The 18,572-nt window shown below is 34.2% G+C and carries 13 protein-coding genes and 1 pseudogene; 8 read left to right on the forward strand and 6 right to left on the reverse strand.

The features are described 5' to 3' along the window. From CAP47_RS12375 to CAP47_RS06420, 5 genes and pseudogenes are all read left to right on the forward strand, one after another. Positions 1-1,739: pseudogene (locus CAP47_RS12375) on the forward strand (hypothetical protein); the annotation flags it as partial. 246 nt (positions 1,740-1,985) lie between these two features. Next, positions 1,986-2,972 (forward strand): hypothetical protein, encoded by a 987-nt coding sequence (locus tag CAP47_RS06405; RefSeq protein ID WP_153043501.1) that lies wholly within the window; start codon positions 1,986-1,988, stop codon positions 2,970-2,972. Between the two features lie 35 nt (positions 2,973-3,007). After that, positions 3,008-4,234 (forward strand): gliding motility-associated C-terminal domain-containing protein, encoded by a 1,227-nt coding sequence (locus CAP47_RS06410; protein WP_100775884.1) that lies wholly within the window; start codon positions 3,008-3,010, stop codon positions 4,232-4,234. A gap of 9 nt (positions 4,235-4,243) precedes the next feature. Then, positions 4,244-5,167 (forward strand): type IX secretion system membrane protein PorP/SprF, encoded by a 924-nt coding sequence (locus tag CAP47_RS06415; protein WP_100775885.1) that lies wholly within the window; start codon positions 4,244-4,246, stop codon positions 5,165-5,167. A gap of 17 nt (positions 5,168-5,184) precedes the next feature. After that, positions 5,185-7,155 (forward strand): OmpA family protein, encoded by a 1,971-nt coding sequence (locus CAP47_RS06420; RefSeq protein WP_100775886.1) that lies wholly within the window; start codon positions 5,185-5,187, stop codon positions 7,153-7,155. 108 nt (positions 7,156-7,263) lie between these two features. On the opposite strand, the gene CAP47_RS12645 is transcribed toward CAP47_RS06420, so the two are convergent. From CAP47_RS12645 to epsC, 5 genes are all read right to left on the reverse strand, one after another. Then, the gene (locus CAP47_RS12645; protein ID WP_410523964.1) at positions 7,264-7,389 is read right to left on the reverse strand and encodes a hypothetical protein; all 126 of its coding nucleotides are present in this window, start codon (positions 7,387-7,389) and stop codon (positions 7,264-7,266) included. A gap of 374 nt (positions 7,390-7,763) precedes the next feature. Next, positions 7,764-8,207: a hypothetical protein gene (locus CAP47_RS06425; protein ID WP_100775887.1), complete on the reverse strand. Its 444-nt coding sequence runs from the start codon at positions 8,205-8,207 to the stop codon at positions 7,764-7,766. Beyond that, a complete protein-coding gene (locus tag CAP47_RS06430; RefSeq protein ID WP_100775888.1) occupies positions 8,204-8,764 on the reverse strand; it encodes a hypothetical protein in 561 nt (186 codons plus the stop codon). Before CAP47_RS06430 ends, CAP47_RS06425 begins: the two co-directional genes overlap by 4 nt. Before the next feature lie 888 nt (positions 8,765-9,652). Beyond that, positions 9,653-10,564, reverse strand: a complete 912-nt coding sequence (gene cysK, locus CAP47_RS06435) for a cysteine synthase A (RefSeq protein ID WP_100775889.1) — start codon at positions 10,562-10,564, stop codon at positions 9,653-9,655. Between the two features lie 22 nt (positions 10,565-10,586). Further along, positions 10,587-11,399 carry a serine O-acetyltransferase EpsC gene (gene epsC / locus CAP47_RS06440; RefSeq protein WP_100775890.1) on the reverse strand — a complete coding sequence of 271 codons (813 nt, stop codon included), beginning with the start codon at positions 11,397-11,399 and terminating at the stop codon, positions 10,587-10,589. Positions 11,400-11,820: 421 nt separating this feature from the next. Between epsC and CAP47_RS06445 the strand changes: the two genes are divergently transcribed. The 3 genes from CAP47_RS06445 (at position 11,821) to mfd (ending at position 17,551) form a co-directional block, all read left to right on the forward strand. Further along, positions 11,821-12,870: an AI-2E family transporter gene (locus CAP47_RS06445; RefSeq protein WP_100775891.1), complete on the forward strand. Its 1,050-nt coding sequence runs from the start codon at positions 11,821-11,823 to the stop codon at positions 12,868-12,870. A 104-nt stretch (positions 12,871-12,974) separates the two neighbouring features. Further along, on the forward strand, positions 12,975-14,090 hold the full coding sequence (gene dinB / locus CAP47_RS06450) for a DNA polymerase IV (protein WP_100775892.1): 1,116 nt from the start codon (positions 12,975-12,977) through the stop codon (positions 14,088-14,090). 89 nt (positions 14,091-14,179) lie between these two features. Further along, a complete protein-coding gene (mfd, locus tag CAP47_RS06455) occupies positions 14,180-17,551 on the forward strand; it encodes a transcription-repair coupling factor (RefSeq protein ID WP_100775893.1) in 3,372 nt (1,123 codons plus the stop codon). Positions 17,552-17,558: 7 nt separating this feature from the next. Here mfd and CAP47_RS06460 read toward each other — a convergent pair whose 3' ends face one another. After that, a complete protein-coding gene (locus CAP47_RS06460) occupies positions 17,559-18,536 on the reverse strand; it encodes a DUF4837 family protein (protein WP_100776099.1) in 978 nt (325 codons plus the stop codon). Positions 18,537-18,572: the final 36 nt, after the last annotated feature.

Here is an 18,572-nt window from a genome sequence, read left to right on the forward strand (position 1 = left end):
CATATACTGTAAGTGCTGAAGAAGGGAGCTGTTCGGCTTCAGAAACGCTTATTGTAAATGTGTATGATGCCGATGTTTGTCCGCCAACTATGGAGCGTGTTTATGCTAACAGTCAAAGTTGGGGCTCTATTATAACTGGTGGGGTAAGTAATAGACCTAACGCGACAGATGGCAATCCAAAGACTTATTCTACGATAACAACAGGCCTTGGGCTTTTAGGGATTGGTACGACCTGGCAAAACCTGTTTTTTGAGGAAACAGTACCTGCGGGGACGCCAGTGACCATAAAACTTGGTAAAGAATATAGTGGTCTAGTTCTGGCAGGAGGATTATCTGTAGTGGGTATTGGAGAGAATGGTTTAGATATTGGTGTTATACAACCTGTTGATGGAGGTTTATTGGATTTATTAGTGGCAGATAATGTGGTGGAATATACCTTCGTGCCTTCTAATTTATCAGGAGCTCAAAATTACACAGGAATACGTATATCACAGGGCTCTTTAGTAGGAGTGGCACAAAACGCCAAAGTTTATGGAGCTTATTACGAGAAACCTGGAGTAGCAAATTGTGACCCTATTGATAATGAGACCAATCCAGATGTGTTAGATGTACTACATGGAGTTAAAGATTTAGGACTGGGAGTTGCTAGTGCAACAGCTTCTGTTTCCAATCCTTGGAATGCGGTAGATAACGACCTTGATACTTACGCTATGATGTCTAGAGGTGTTGCAGTGGCGAACCGTGCGTTTTTGAATGTAGTTTTCAAACAACAAGCCATGCCTGGAGATGAATTACATATCGTTACCGAAGTGCCAGGGAATCCAATATTGAGTTTAGAGCTAATTAAAGGATATAAAATTCAGCGATTTTTAGGAGATCAGCCTGTAGGACCTGAACTAGACAATAATTCTGGAGTATTGAGATTAAAGCTTTTGGGTCTCGGCTATGCCAATAAATATAAAATTATTGTGACACCTTATGACGAACCATACGATAGGGTAAAAATATCTTACGGAAGTGTAGTGGGTGTTTTGGGAGATTTCACAAAAATATATGATGTGAGCATAGTTCCAGAGATTGATATCCCAGAGTCGCCTACGGAACTTTGTTTGGGCGATAATCTAGTGTTGAATCCAACAGACATATGTACTATTTACGATGTTTATACAACCGAAACAGGTATGGATAAATGGCAGGTGGTGAACGAATTTGAATTCGAAATGCCAGAAGATTTGACCGCAGGCTTGCATACACTATACGTACAAGCCATCCGTAATGGTTGTCCTATAGGTGAAAGACAGGAGATTAAGGTGGAAATTAACGATATCCCTATTCTTGATGACATTAAAATAGATAACCAAACATTTGCTTTTGATACAACTATCGAAGTTTCCCCAGGTGATGTGGTAGAGGTAATCCCAACGATAGATTGGGGCGACTCAAATAAACAGGAGATAGTGTGGGAAATGGAAAATCCAGAAACACCTAGCGAATGGATAGCCATACCTTTCGCAGAAACGGAAGTAGATGGCACGATAAAGTTTACGATTCCAGATTTTGGAGAAGTAACGCTACCAGATAACACAGTTATAGATATTAGAAGCAAGGATATACCAATTCGATTGATTCTAGAATCCGATAAAGGATGTCAGACAATAGAAGAAGGAATGTTGCTTAGGATAGATGGCAAAAGCCAACTAATAGTTAACCCTAATATCACCAATAAACTAAAAAACTAAAACCCCGTCATTAATAAGATACTAAGACAAAAATATACCGCTATGAGAAATATAATTTTAACCATAACACTCGGATTATTTGGACTAAGTGCAATAGCACAAACTGGAATCGGAACTCCAGAGCCTAATGCTTCAGCACAATTACATATTGAAGCTACAGATAAAGGCGTCTTAATTCCAAATGTACGCCTAACTGCATTAGATGATGCTACAACTATAGCCGAGGGGAATGTAAATAGCTTATTAGTGTATAATACATCCAATTCAGGCGACCTTAATCCTGGTTACTATTATTGGCAAGACACCAAATGGCAACGTCTAATGCCACAAGGAGATATTTACTCGAATGTTAAGTACGATGGAACAAACTTCTTTTATATAAACGATTCAGGAAATGAGGTCCAAATAGATCTAGAAGAATTAGTACAAGACATAGAAACCAATACCTTTATTCGTAAAGTAGAAGCTGTGGTAGATGCTGATGGTAAAGTGACTTCCCCAACAGTTTATTATTACTTCTCAGAAGAAGCAATTAGAAATTGGTTAGCAGCAGATGCTGCTAATACCGATCCATCTACTATGCCTAACACCGATCCTGGAGTTGTAGAAATAGAGATAGCAAGCGATATAGCTGAGAATTTTGAGTTCATTCTAAACAAAACAATTACTTATGAAGGAGAGCAAAAAACGGTAGAAGAAATTATAAAAATGATTTCATCTGAAGTTGAAGGAAATGTGATTTATACCGAAGTTGGTGGAGAAATGGTTTTTCAATACTACAATGGAACAGAATATATAACAATTGATTTAGGCGATTTTGTAGTAAAAAATCAACTTACCTATGAAGTAAAAGGAGGCGACGATGTGAATGTAGCGAATGTAATAGATGAAAATCATACAACTTATACCGTAGAGGTAAAAGCAGCGATGCCAAAATTCTTTTATATGCCAACCATCTTGTTTGATACTTCGACGATACAAAATGGATTGACTGTTAACCTGCATCAAGAATATATCGATCAGTTTACTGCTGCAAATATTAAAAAGAATCCAAATGCGCCAGCTACAATACCACATTTGCCATCAGAAAATGACTTGCACTACTATGTAACCGATTTTGATGATAATGTTATAGATATTGTAGAGATAACAGATACAGGAATGTTAACATATAACGTTATAAATAACTCAGGACCATACTCATATGTTACTGTTGTGTTTGTTGTTAAATAAAGCATTGAGTTAGTATTAATTTTAAACACCTTTATATGCGCTATTTATATATTTTCATTTTACTTAGTAGTTATGCGATGGCCCAGAATGGCGATTTACATAATAAGGGCGAAATGTTTGTTTTTCCTAACACTATTATTAGTTTTAAATCTAATTTTATAAATACTAATCTAGGAGAGTTTTATAATGAAGGAGATGCATTTTTCTATGCAGACTTCATAAATAATGGTATTTACGATTTTACTAATAATTCTAGCTTAAATAGGTTTGTTGGAGATACAACACAAAATATTTTAGGGCAAAGCACAAGTTATTTTAATGATGTTTTATTCCAAAATACAAGTTCACAAAGCCCATTTAATTTATTAAGTGATATAAATGTTTATGGTCTTGTTGATTTTTATGACGGTATTGTAAATAACAATAACGGTGCCTTATTTTTATTTAGAGAGCAAGCAGAGCATACTAATACTTCTGACTATAGTCATGTTGAAGGTCCAGTTGATAAAATAGGAGATGCTGACTTTATTTTTCCAGTAGGAGATTTAGGATACTATCGCTATGCAGGTCTCTCATCCTTTGAATCATTAAACAGTTATCAAGTCGAATACTTCGCTGAAAATTCAGATGCTCTTTATTCACATGAATTTCGTTCTGAAAACTTAACTTTGATAAATAATACAGAATATTGGCGGATAGAGTCGACAGTCTCAGAAGATGTTATGCTGACTTTATCATGGAGAGAATCAGTTACTCAAGATGAAATTATAGAATCTCCCGAACAAAACGATATTCACATTGTTAGATGGGATACCGAGGAAAAAAAGTGGATAGATGAAGGAGGTGTTGTTTCTCTTGCTAATCAAACTGTTACAACAGCGATTAATAAACTTGGCGTATTTACTTTGGGGAAAATAGAAACAGAAGAAGAATTGCCTTGCGAAGTCATTGTTTACAATGCAGTTACACCTAATAATGATGGTGTTAATGATTTTTTTCGAATTGATAAAGTAAATAATAATTGTATAAAAGAATTAAATGTAAAAATATTTAATAGATGGGGTGTTAAAGTGTTTGAATCAAGTAACTATGGGGAAGGTGGTAATGTTTTTAGAGGGTTCTCCGAAGGTAGAGTAACACTAAATCAAGACAAACAATTACCTACAGGGACATACTTTTATGTTTTAGAGCATGATTACGATACTGATGATGGGGTCAAACATCATAAAGAAGCAGGCTATCTTTATCTTAATGGAAACTAAACTAATATTATGAAAAAAAATATATTATATATTTTAGGTTTTGTGATCATGTTGATGAGTTCAGCTTCGATTAAAGCACAACAAGACTCCCAATATACACAATACATGTATAACACTGTAAGCTTTAATCCAGCATATGCAGGAAATAGAGGCGCATTGTCAGCAACAGCGGCCTATCGAAATCAATGGCTTGGTGTGGAGGGAGCTCCTGAAACTTTAAATTTCTCAATCCATACGCCTATAAATCTAGAGCGATTGGGGGTAGGCTTAGGTTTTACTAATGACAAAATAGGGCCATCATCAGAAAGTACAGCAACAGCTGATATATCATACACGATTCCAATTAATAGGTATGATTTGAAATTGTCTTTTGGAGTTAAAGCAGGTCTAAATATACTTGATATCAATATGAACAAATTAAATATTTATGACCCTAGTGATGTGAATTTGGTTAATAAAACTCTCACTTCGCCAGTAGTTGGTGTAGGCCTATATCTACACACAACTAAATGGTATGTAGGTCTGTCAACTCCAAATATGCTTAATTCTGAACATTATGATGATATCAAAGTTTCAACAGCATCAGAAAAAATGCACATGTTTTTTACAGCGGGTTATGTTTTTGATTTAAATTCATCGTTTAAGTTTAAACCTGCAATACAAACTAAGGCAGTAATCGGAGCTCCTTTAAGCGTCGATGTTTCTGCTAACTTTCTGTATAATAACAGACTAACCTTGGGGGCAGCATATCGATGGGATGCTGCAGTTAGCTTTTTAACAGGTTTCCAAGTTAATGAAAATATAATGATAGGCTATTCTTATGATTATGATTTATCAGATTTTAGTAATTATAATGATGGTTCACATGAGATATTTATACGGTTTGAACTCGGAAATGGATTAAAAAATAAAGTTAATCCACGCTTCTTTTAATTTCACAATTTGATAAAATGGACAAAAATTTTTTTTACATAATCATTTTAGTAATATTCGCTAATTTAACAGCATTCTCACAAGAGCGTCAATTAGAAAAAGCTCAAGAAGCTTATGATAATTTTGGGTACCTTAATGCAAGAAACATTTATTTAAAAGTGGCTGAACGTGGCTATCAATCTCAAGAATTATTTACGAAAATTGCTAACTCTTATTATTTTAATGCTAAATATGATGAAGCCCTTTTTTGGTATGATAAAGTTCTCAAATTAGATGATTATGAGCTAAATTCTCAATTTCTATTATATTATGCTCAAAGCTTAAAAGCAACAGGAAATATAGAAAAAGCAGAAAAATATTATGATAAATTTGTTGATGTCTCAGGGAAATCTTTAAAGAATATTAAGCTTACTTCAGAAAGATACTTAGAACTAATAGAAAATAATTCTGGTCGCTATGATATAAAAAGTATTGAAGGTGTAAATACAGAAAATATTGAGTATGGAAAAACATATAGTGGCGGAAAATTGTTTTTTACATCTAACCGTTCTAATGGCTTATTTGATATACGTAAAAACACTTGGGATGGAATGCCTTTTTTAGACATATACCAAGTTGAGTTAAATGATGATAAAGAAGCGACTAGTAAACCAAAGAAATTACCTGGTGACGTCAATGGTAAATATCATGCATCTTCTCCTATTATTACTAAGGATGGTAAAACCATGTATTTTACTAAAAGCAACTTCAATCCTGTAAAGAAAGAGAGAGATGAAAACTTAAAAATTTATCGAGCAAATTTAATAGAGGGTAAATGGACTGATGTTGAAGACCTAACAATTAATGATGACAGTTATTCTACAGCACATCCTGCGTTAAATTCACATGAGGACATCTTGTATTTTTCGTCAAATATGCCTGGTGGCTATGGTCAATCTGATATATATAAAGTTAGCATTGATGAAAATGGAGTTTTGGGTGAGCCTGAAAATTTGGGGCCTAAAGTTAACACTCTAGGAAAAGAAACATTTCCTTTTATTTCTGATTCGAATGAACTTTATTTTTCGTCTGATGGTCATTTTGGTTTAGGTGGAATGGATATTTTTTATATAAATATTACAGAAAATGGATTAGAAAATTTGTTAAATGTCGGAAAGCCTATAAATTCTTATGCAGATGACTTTGCTTTTGGTATTCAAGATAGTTCTAAAAATGGTTTTTTTAGTAGTAATAGAAAATTAACTCTATATAATAACCAGAGCGAGACTCAACTCAATCAAACAAATGAATTTGTAAACGATAATATTTACAGTATAAAAGAGATAGACCCTATTAAGGATGTTTATAATGCAATTATTGAAGGTCATGTTACTGATGCTGAGACTGAAAAACCTATCTCAAACGCACTGATACAATTATATGAAGCAAATAATAGCTTGTATGATACGATATATACAGATAAAGAAGGTTATTACAAAGTAGAGATAAATTATTTTAAGGCTTATAGATTAAGAGCTTCTAAAGAGGATTATGACTCAGAAGAAGATGTTAGTGATGCAGAAAAAGAAAAACAAAAAATAGATTTTGAGCTGCACAAAAATAGATTGAAATTATCACCAGGGGTTGATATAGCTCATAGCTTAAATATTCAAAATATTCTTTTTGATTTTGATAAATATAAAATTAAAGATTCCGAAAAATTAAAATTAGAAAAGCTTCTAGTTGTTTTAGAGGAATATCCTGAAATGAAAATCAAAATACACTCGCACACAGATAGTAGAGGAAGTCATGCTTATAATCAAAAACTATCTCTAAAACGAGCTCAATCAACAAAAGAATATCTCATTGGTAAAGGTGTGAATCCTAGTCGTTTAAGTGTTAAGGGATATGGTGAAAATCAACTTGTGAATAAATGCTCTGACAATGTAATTTGTAGTGAAGAAGAGCATAAACAAAATAGAAGGTCAGAATTTATCATTGCAAAATAAAAACGTTATTAATGTTTTTGTGTAGTTTGAAAATCTAATTTGATGATACCACTCACAATATTCAAAAAAACGGTCAACTAGACCTGCAAATAAAATCCGCACTATAAGTTAAGCTGCATTTTTAATATTTGATTTTTGTTTCCAAAACTCTTGTATTGTAAGGTTTCCTATGGCAGAATGTCTCCGTTCTCTGTTATACCATATCTCGATATATTTGAACAGATCCATCTTCATTTGTGCCTTAGACACCTGGAATTGAAATATACTTGAATAAGTGTCGCTTCCACAACTGACTCAACTTTTAATCGCAGCTTATTGAAATTTTTAAAAAAGAAGGTTCAGAAGTTTATAGTCTTGACTTCAAAACCAATCCAACAAGAAACTAGGATTGAAACTTCAATAAGACAAACCATATTAGGGATTGAATTTATGTTAATTTTATATTCCCACAAGTGGAGATATGATGCTATTGGCTTTAATTAACTAAAAGATTTAATTGAAAACAAAGTTCGTTTAAATTTTTCGAGAGAATTAAGCTCAGAATATGTAAAGTCACGTTATATAGTGTTTTAAGAGTATTATCATGACACTCCAAAACTATCAAAAACCTATTTCTTAGAACCAAAAACCTTCTGCCAAACCACAATGAGTTTATGTTTAATTTTATTTGGATGAGATGCAGCCATGGCCAAACCCATCGTGCTAAGTAAAGCAATAAACGCAAGTGCGCCAAGTGCACCTCCATAACCATCAAAGGCATGATTTTTGGCGATGTAAATTGCGGTAAATAGACTTCCTGAAATGGCTAATAGTGTATAGTTTTCTAGTATTTTAGAAGATACCATCCCAATAAAAGTTGTTCCCACAAACACAATAGGTATGTGTTCTGTTAAATAGCTGTTCAGTAAATCCGGAAAGGTATAAAAAAATAAACCAATAACTAACGAGAGAAGAGCAGAAGCTTTAACGGCTCCAAGACGTAATTGCTCACTAACATAGTAGGTCAATGTGGCACCAAGAATTCCGGTGATGATGAGAATAACATAATTCATACCACTAACCAATAAATTAAAGATGCTATAATCACTCCGGCAAAAGCCATAGTGCCCAATTTTCCGCCAACGCCTATAAATAAATTTTTAGACATCATAAAAAACAAACCTGCTAATATTCCTGCAGCTAATACAAAACCTATAGAAGGAGAGGTTTCTACACTAGACATGCCAACAAAAGCACCACAATAAATACTAGCGGGTAGTTGTTTTAGGTAATTGGATTTTTTATTTAAATGTGGTGCAAATGCTGCTAATGTCCCTACAATTCCCATCGCTAAAATAGCACCTAAACCTAATGTTATATTTAGGAAATAACACAGTAAAGATCCAATTGGTACCCAAATAACTACTGATATTTTTTCGTATGCGTAATCTTCGTGATGTAAATCGAGATACCAATATCCAAAGACTATGGTGGCTAAAATGAATAATGCTACAATGACGATTACAGCATTGGTTTCATAATGTGAATTTACAATCATGGTGAGAAAGGTAATCTGCGTAAATAAAACAGTAGCGACCATTAAAAATCGAATGGCTTTATGTTTTCTCATTTTATAACGGATTGTGTTACAACGTTGGCTCTTTTTAGTATGTGCAAAGTTCTAAGAATAATCAGAAGCGACAAACCCTAATTCTTAAATTTAAAAGCTTTGTCGTTTGATTTTAAGATAGAATTCAATTATTGCACAAGTCAAAGAGGATACACATTAACCAATGATGATAAAAATAGAATTCAATCTTTCATCTAGTACGTCGAGCTAGTGCATGTCGGTGAATTATTTAAGCAAGGTTTAAATGATTTTGATGTTTTAAGACAAACAATCGCTCTAGAAGACAGCTCAAAATTTAAAGGTATTCATTTGATAAAACCAATCCAACAAGAAACTAGGATTGAAACATATTCAAGGGTTGTTTTGTGAGGATTTTTATAATCTTTAAAACCAATCCAATAAGAAACTAGGATTGAAAGAAAAGCAGCGACAAAGTTTAGTAAACAATTATTGAATGATGTTTTTGGAATGTTTCAGTTTTCTATTTATCGCAGTTCATACTCTTTAGATCAAAAAAATATTGCTAAAGAAAAGTCGCAGCCACGCAAATTACAGATAAATAATTACGGATGATTGAGCACTTTGATGAAAAAATATAGAACCAGAAACACTAGCTTGTCAATAAGAACTTTTATGAATCAAAATTCTTTAATCGGTTTAGGCTTGTCAGAAGCTTTATTAGCTCATTTTTAATTTCTGAAAGTTTAGTTAATTTTCAGATTATCAGTTTTTTTATGAAATTTATAGCGTGAAAAAATTTATAAGAAACTTTAATCTACAAGATAAATTTTTAAAAATATCGAGACTTAAAAGCCTCGATATTTTAAACTTCACACTCTTACAGAGATTATATCTTTTTCAGGAAGTTCTTTTCTAAAGCTTTCTTTGTTAAAACAATCCTTCTACAGATAAGTAACGCTCACCTGTATCATAATTAAAGCTAAGTACCTTCGCGTTTTTAGGAATCTCTGGAAGTAATTTTGCTACTGCAGCTAGAGAAGCTCCTGTAGAAACTCCGCCTAGCAAACCTTCTTTTAATGCTGCTTTTTTAGTATAATTAAAAGCCTCTTCCTTCTCTACGGTTAGCACCCCATCTATCAAAGAAGATTCATAAATGCTTGGTTCAAATCCTGCTCCTATTCCCTGTAATGGATGTGGTCCTGGTTCTCCACCAGACAAAACAGGAGATTGTGCTGGCTCTACAGCATAAACTTTTAGCGCAGGAAATTTTTCTTTCAAAACTTTTGCAACACCTGTAATATGTCCACCTGTTCCTACACCTGTAACAAGATAGTCTATTCCTTCTGGAAAATCTTCGATAAGCTCCATGGCAGTTGTTTGCATATGCGCTTTAACATTTATGCTGTTATCAAACTGTTTAGGAGACCATGCCTTAGGGTTTTCAGCGACCATCTCCATAGCTTTTTCTATAGCTCCTTTCATTCCTTTTTCTTTTGGAGTGAGCACAAATTCAGCGCCATAAACTTCCATTAATTGACGGCGTTCGACACTCATAGATTCTGGCATTACCAAAATGACTCTATAGCCTTTTACTGCACCTACCATTGCTAAGCCTATACCTGTGTTTCCTGATGTTGGTTCTATTATTAGGCCGTCTTTTTGTAAAGCTCCGCTTCTTTCTGCATCTTCAATCATAGCCAAAGCGATACGGTCTTTAATACTTCCGCCTGGATTGCTCTTTTCTGTTTTTATCCACACATTAGGGTGGGTTTTATAGATTCTTCTTAAGTTAACAACTGGGGTGTTCCCAATAAGTTCTAAAATGCTATTTGCTTTCATAATTATTTAGATTTAAATGTATTTATATGATAAAATTGATAGGTGGAGGAAATGCTTCATTATCTTTTACAATGACCTCGCTTTTATGATAGACGACAGTATAACTCGGTAACGAATTTGTAAGCCATACGTTTCCTCCTACAATGCTATGATCTCCTATTTCGGTTTCTCCGCCAAGAATGGTTGCATTGGCGTATATAGTGACATGCTTGCCGATGCTAGGATGTCGTTTTTGTTTTGCTAGGTTTTTGGCAACACTTAAAGCACCCAAGGTTACCCCTTGATATAATTTTACATCGTCTCCGATAATAGTGGTCTCACCTACAACAATACCTGTCCCATGGTCTATAAAAAACCTTTTTCCTATTTGTGCTCCTGGGTGAATGTCAATGCCTGTTTTTGAGTGTACGTACTCTGAAATTAACCGCGGTATCACAGGAATCTCTTGTTTCCAGAGCCAATGCGCTATCCTATGAAATGTAATGGCAAAAAAACCAGGATAAGAGAGTAGTATTTCACTACGGCTTTGCGCTGCTGGGTCAAAATTATAGATAACCTCCAAATCTTCCTCCAAAATATCATGAAGGCTTGGAAGCTTCTCAAAAAAACGATACGCCTCTTGTTTTGCTTGTTCCTTTTCTGTTACACTTGCTAAAATTTCAAACAGCTGTTTTTTTAGCTCTTCTTCTTCCTTTTTAAAGTTGGTATATGTGATATGGGTTTCATCTATGCCATAAAACCAATAGAAAAATTCTTCTATCCATTTTTCTGTATTCTGTTTTGCGGGTAAGCAGCACGACCACTTTTTATTTTTTTCGAAAATAGTTTTACTCATTTTTTCAGTATAAAAAAAGCCCTTCAATACTATAATTGAAGGGCTTTAATGATTTGATATTTTTAGAATTATGATCATAACAGTATTGCCCTATAAATAGGGAAGCAACAAGTCTGTTTTAACGATAATGTTTTCATTATGAAGTGATTTTACAATGCAAATATAGAATTTGTTTTATACGGGAATACTAAAAATTAGAATTTTAAAACAATTATAACAAATAAATCATGTAGCTTGTTAACTACTGAGTTTTTTACTCCTTGTGTCAAAGGTAATTCTGTTGCATAGTTGACCTTCAAAATCAATCCAACAAAAACGAAAGTAGATACTAGACCCAAGACCACTGATATTTTTACTTTTCTTAAGAATATTAATGTTTTAGTTCACTAACTTCAAGAAATTATTTTTTTAAAAAAACATTATGCCTGATTCTAACCAATCTAAAGAGAAGAGTTTTGTCAGAAAAGTCTGGATTACCGGATTTATTTTAGCCTTAATTGCAACAATCTTATTACTCATTGAAGCCACTTTCAACATTTTTGTACTTGTGTTAGCAGGCGCACTCTTGTCTTCATTCTTCAGAGGAATCAGTCATTTGATCAAGAAGAAAACAGCCTGGCGAACAAGTGTCACTTTGAGTATTTCCGTATTTGGTTCTTTATTAATTATGGGAGGAATCATTTACTTTGCAGGCTCAACAGTTGTTTCTCAAACTTCTAAAATGGAAGAAAAACTTCCTGAAGTGATTGAGAAAGTCAAAGACGAAATTGATGATACTGATCTAGGTCAACAAGTAATTGCACAAGCAAAACGCATAAAATCCTCAGATGAGTTGATGACTTTTATATCTAAATTTTTTAAAACAACATTTGGTGGCTTAGGTGATATTTATATCATTTTGATGATAGGTGCATTCTTCACAGTTGCACCTAGTCCATATATCAACGGTATCATACAGATTGTTCCTCCCAAACATAGAGAAAATACAAAAGATTTGATGAAGCGCCTTGGCAGCGGATTAAGAAAGTGGCTTGCAGGGAAACTTTTCGCAATGCTTGCGGTTTTTGTTTTAACTGCGATTGGTTTGATCATTTTGGACATTCCGTTGTGGTTAACTTTAGCGATTATTGCGGGTTTACTCAACTTTATACCAAACTTTGGGCCTTTAGCCGCGATGATTCCAGCAGTTCTTATCGCGTTGTCTGAAAGTCCAAGCATGGCGCTCATCGTTGCTGGCTTGTATATGGCTATCCAGCTTTTTGAAAGCAGTATTATTACGCCAAAAACACAACAAAAACTGATCAGTATTCCGCCTGCATTAATTATTATTGCTCAAATTTTTATAGGATCTTTAACTGGTATTTGGGGTGTCATTTTTGCAACACCATTGGTTTTAATCATCATTATCCTTGTGCAAGAACTTTATGTAAAACCAATGAATGAAAGAGCGAAAAGCACATCAACAACCTAATGGAATTCACTTCATATTGGTTTTAAGCTGAGTTTGATAATGCATTTCATAAATGCAATTTTAAATTGTCAGATGCTTTAATAAAATCTCAATATCTTTGTGTTATGGATAAACTTTCTTTAACTGAAGGGCTTGATTTTCGGAAGCACATACGTAAAATCATCCACGTTGATATGGATGCATTTTATGCTTCAGTTGAAGCTTTAGATCATCCTGAATTGCGTTATTTACCCATTGCCGTTGGTGGAAGCTCAAAGCGTGGCGTCGTGGCTGCCGCAAGTTATGAAGCCAGAAAGTTTGGTGTAAAAAGTGCAATGAGCGGCCGATTAGCTGCAAGGCTCTGTCCTGATCTTATTTTTGTTAAACCGCGCTTTGAACGCTATAGAGAAATATCTCAGCAAATACGTCAGATTTTCTTTGAATATACAGATTTGGTTGAGCCACTTTCACTTGATGAGGCATACCTTGATGTAACTTCCAATAAAAAGGAATTGGATAGCGGAACTATCTTAGCTAAAGGAATTAGACAGAAGATTAAAGAAAAAACAGGTTTAAATGCTTCTGCAGGCATTTCAATTAATAAATTTTTAGCCAAAATTGCCAGTGATATCAATAAACCTAATGGCCAAAAAACAATTCCACCTGATGAGGTTTTAGATTTTATTAAAAAATTAGATGTCAAGAAGTTTCATGGCGTTGGTAAGGTAACACAAGAAAAAATGTACCAAGTAGGTATCTTTACTGGTGAAGATTTGCACCAAAGAAGTTTAGAAGAATTGACTTCTCTTTTCGGAAAATCTGGCTTGCATTATTATCGTGTTGTCCGAGGGGTGCACCTCAGTGCTGTAACGACTGATCGCATGCGAAAATCTCTAGGAGCTGAACGTACTTTTAATGAAAATATTTCTTCAGAAATATACATGATTGAACGCCTTGAGCATATCGCAGAAGAAATACATAAAAGATTAAAGCGTCATCAATTAGCCGGAAAAACAATTACCTTAAAAATAAAATACAGTGATTTTAAAGTGCAAACGAGAAGCAAAACACTGCATTATTTCATCTCTTCAAAAGATCTGATTTTAGAAGAAGCTAAGCAATTACTCTATCAAGAGCCTATGAAAGATTCTGTGAGATTGCTTGGTATTAGCCTTACTAATTTTAATATTAATTCGCCTCAAAAGAAAATAAAAGCCTCTCAATTGCGACTTCCTTTTTAGTGATTTTAGCGTTTTAAATTGGGTTTTTAGCTTATTTTTATCGTTTTATCAGCTTTAGCGAAATTTTTATTTCTTTTACCTTTGCGCTCATGAGTCAAAATCCTATTTTTTCGAGTTTTTCTAAGTCTACCGATGTTACTGAGTTTCTAAATGTTTTTCAAAAAGAGACATCTCAAAATTCAAAATTTAAAGTAGAGTCGCTTGTTGGCTCAGCGGTTTCTCTTTTTATTGCTTCAGTTTTTCAAGAGAGCGATGCACCTTTTTTATTGATTTTTAATGATAAAGAGGAAGCAGCTTATCACCTTAACGATCTTGAAGCGCTTTTGGGTGGAAAAGATGTTTTGTTTTACCCAAGTAGTTATCGACGACCTTATCAAATTGAAGAGACGGATAATGCAAATGTTTTACTCAGAGCTGAGGTGCTAAATCGCATTAATTCACGCCAGAAACCATCGATCATTGTGACTTATCCTGAAGCGCTTTTTGAAAAAGTGGTCACAAAGTCTGAACTCAATAAAAGCATTTTAAAAATAAAAATTGATGATGAACTTTCGATTGATTTTGTGAATGAAGTTTTGTTTGAATATAAATTTAAACGTGTTGACTTTGTCACTGAACCCGGCGAATTTTCTGTGAGAGGTGGTATTATTGATGTCTTTTCCTTCAGTCACGATGAACCTTATAGAATTGAGTTTTTTGGTGACGATGTTGAGAGTATTCGTAGTTTCGATGTTGAAACACAGTTGTCAACAGCTCAGCATAAGAAGATCTCCATCATGCCAAATGTTGAGATTAAAGGTTTGGATGAAAAAAGACAGAGTTTCCTTAATTATATTTCGAACCATTCTAAAGTTTTCATCAAAAATACAGACTTGCTTTACGCAAAACTCGATGATCTTTTTAAGAAATCAGAAAAAGCTTTTTCGGCTTTAACTTCAGAAGTTAAACATGCTGAACCAGCTGAATTATTTTGTAATGCTTCAATTTTTAAGGAGCAATTATTAGATTATGCTGTTGTTGAATTAGCAGGGCAAGCGAGTTTTAAAAACTCTGAAATCTTTCATTTTAATACAAAACCACAGCCTTCATTTAATAAAAAATTTGATTTATTAGTTGAAGATTTAAATGCGCATGCTAAAGCTGGTTTTACCAATTATATCTGTTGCTCAACACAGCAACAAAGCAAAAGGTTTAAAGATATTTTATCAGAAATAGATGCTGACTTAAAGTATCAAACCAAAGTGATTCCTCTACATGATGGTTTTATTGATGAAAGCAGCAAGATTTTGTGTTATACAGATCATCAGGTTTTTGATAGGTATCATAAGTTTCATTTAAAGAATGGCTATGCTAAAAAGCAGGCTTTAACTTTAAAAGAGTTAACCAGTCTTGAAGTTGGTGATTATGTCACACATATCGATCATGGAATAGGGCAGTTTGGAGGTTTGCAGAAAATTGATGTTGAAGGAAAAACCCAAGAAGCAATTAAACTGGTTTATGGCGATAGAGATATTTTATATTTAAGTATTCATTCGCTTCATAAAATTTCAAAATACAACGGGAAGGACGGCAAAATGCCGAAAATCTATAAGCTAGGAAGTAAAGCTTGGAAAAGTCTGAAAAAGAAAACCAAAACAAAAGTCAAGAAAATTGCTTTTGATTTGATTCAGCTTTATGCGAAACGTAGAGTGCAAGAAGGTTTTCAATACGGGCCAGATTCATATTTACAACATGAGTTAGAAGCTTCATTTATTTATGAAGATACACCAGATCAGGAATCAGCAACGGCTGATGTCAAGAAAGATATGGAAGGTTTACAACCGATGGATAGATTGGTTTGTGGTGATGTTGGTTTTGGAAAAACAGAAGTTGCTATCCGTGCTGCTTTTAAGGCTGTTGATAATGGAAAACAAGTGGCTATTCTGGTGCCAACAACAATACTAGCATTCCAGCACCACAAAACTTTTGCTGAGCGTTTACAAGATTTGCCTGTCACTGTTGACTATCTCAACCGTTTCCGAACTGCAAAAGAGCGAACTCGCGTATTAGAAGAATTGAGTAACGGCCAAATTGATATTGTTATCGGAACACATCAATTGGTGAATAAATCAGTTCAGTTTAAAGATTTAGGTTTGCTTATTATTGATGAGGAACAAAAATTTGGTGTTTCTGTCAAAGATAAATTAAAAACCATTAAAGAAAATGTTGATACATTAACCTTAACAGCGACGCCAATTCCAAGGACTTTGCAATTTAGTTTGATGGCTGCGCGAGATTTGTCAACAATTAAAACACCGCCTCCAAACCGTTACCCAATTGAAACACAAGTGGTGCGTTTTAGTGAAGAAACCATTCGTGATGCGGTTGCTTATGAAATACAACGTGGCGGGCAAGTTTTCTTTATCAATAATCGTATTGAAAATATTAAAGAAGTGGCTGGCTTAATTCAGCGTTTAGTGCCTGATGCAAAAATTGGGATAGGTCACGGTCAAATGGAAGGTAAGAAGTTAGAAAAACTCATGTTATCATTTATGAATAATGAGTTTGACGTCTTGGTGGCGACAACCATTATAGAGAGCGGATTGGATGTCACCAACGCCAACACAATTTTGATTAATGATGCTAATAATTTTGGACTTTCTGATTTACACCAGATGCGCGGACGTGTGGGGCGAAGCAACAAAAAAGCGTTTTGTTATTTAATCACACCGCCACCTTCAGTGATGACGCCAGATGCACGAAAACGTATCACAGCTTTAGAGCAGTTTTCTGAATTAGGAAGTGGATTTAATATCGCCATGAAAGATTTAGAAATACGTGGCGCAGGAGATTTATTAGGTGGTGAACAAAGTGGTTTTATTTCTGATATTGGTTTTGATACTTATCAGAAAATCCTCAACGAAGCCATTGAGGAGCTCAAAGAAAATGAGTTTAAAGATCTTTATGAAGATGAAATTAAGGATGAGAATCGCGTTTTTGTTAAAGATGCACAGATCGACACCGACTTTGAAATTCTTTTCCCTGATGATTATATCAATTCAGTGAAAGAGCGGTTAAGCCTTTATACTAAACTGAATGAGTTAAGCAGTGAAGACGATCTCAAATCTTTTGAAGATGAATTGATAGATCGTTTTGGAGATTTACCTGTACAAACCCAAGATTTATTAGATTCTGTGCGATTAAAATGGATTGCTGCAAGTATGGGCTTAGAGAAATTGGTCCTGAAGAAAGAGCAAATGATAGGTTATTTTATCGCAGATCAGCAGTCAGATTTTTATCAAACAAAGAGATTCAGAGAAGTTTTACAATATGTGCAATCTCAGCCAAATCATTTTGCCTTAAAGGAAAAGGAAACACGACAAGGTTTACGCTTATTGCTTAAAAGCATGAATGTGAAAGATGTCAAAAGAGCTTATGCACTTCTGAAGCCTCTTAAAAAAGAAGCCGTTGAAGCGCAATAATTAATATTTATTTTTTGAATTTAGCAGATCTTAAGATGGCTTCAATTTCAATCATTTGATTTCGTTTTGAAGCAGAAGGTTTAAAAACAAAACCTTCTAAAATTAAGAATTTGTCTTCAAGTTCGACAGCGTAAGTGAGAAATGGTCCACCCATAAAAAAGCCTTTCACTTCCCATGTGCCTTTGATTTCATAAGCGAAGTGACCATCGATTTTTGTTTCAAATAAATAAGGCGCATAAGCTTTTTCTGTTGACATATGGCTAGATTCTGTTGGACCAGGAATATATTTTTGACCGATTGAATCTCGCATTTTGATTATATTTTCAAGAATAGAATCATTTGCTTTGATTGTTTCTTTAGGAACTTCATAAGCGAGAACTTCCATGCCGCCATGTTTGATATCTTTTCGCAGCCAAATAAAGTTGTCCTCTGTTTTAGCATAACGATAGGCAGTCGGTAAATCCATTGTGATACCAAATTCTTTTTGAATAGTTGAGGCATCTAAACTTGATTTCTTGATTCGTCTTTGGCGTTCTTTGATTTCAGTTTGCTGGAATTCTTTAATAATTTTCGGGCTATTTTCTTCAAGTAATTTTTTAAAATCACTTTTCTTTTGCGCACTGATCACATAACCGATTTGTGGCTTAGCAAAACTATCAACCACTTTCGTAAGCATTGGTTTTTCTGTTTGTTCTACTTTGATAAACAATCTGTTTTTACGTGCAAAACCTGTGAAAATACTTGGTGGAATTTGCTTTAATGTAAAATGTGGTTCTTGTTGAGGTAAGCCTTTGTAGTCTGCAGCAAAGTAATCACGAATCAATTCACCTAATTCGCCATTCCAGTTGTCATTATCAATAATCACTGAAAGCTGATTGATGTTTCCTGAGGAGTCTGAAACATAGCGTTTACTTGGTTTATCATCACCGCATGAACTTAGCGTCAATCCTAAAAAAAGGATACTTAGTATAAAAAATCGAGGCATTATTGTTGTTTTTGTTGAATCATCCAAAATCGTTCC

It is taken from the genome of Psychroflexus sp. S27 (assembly GCF_002810405.1).
In the GTDB taxonomy this organism is placed as follows: domain Bacteria; phylum Bacteroidota; class Bacteroidia; order Flavobacteriales; family Flavobacteriaceae; genus Psychroflexus; species Psychroflexus halocasei_A.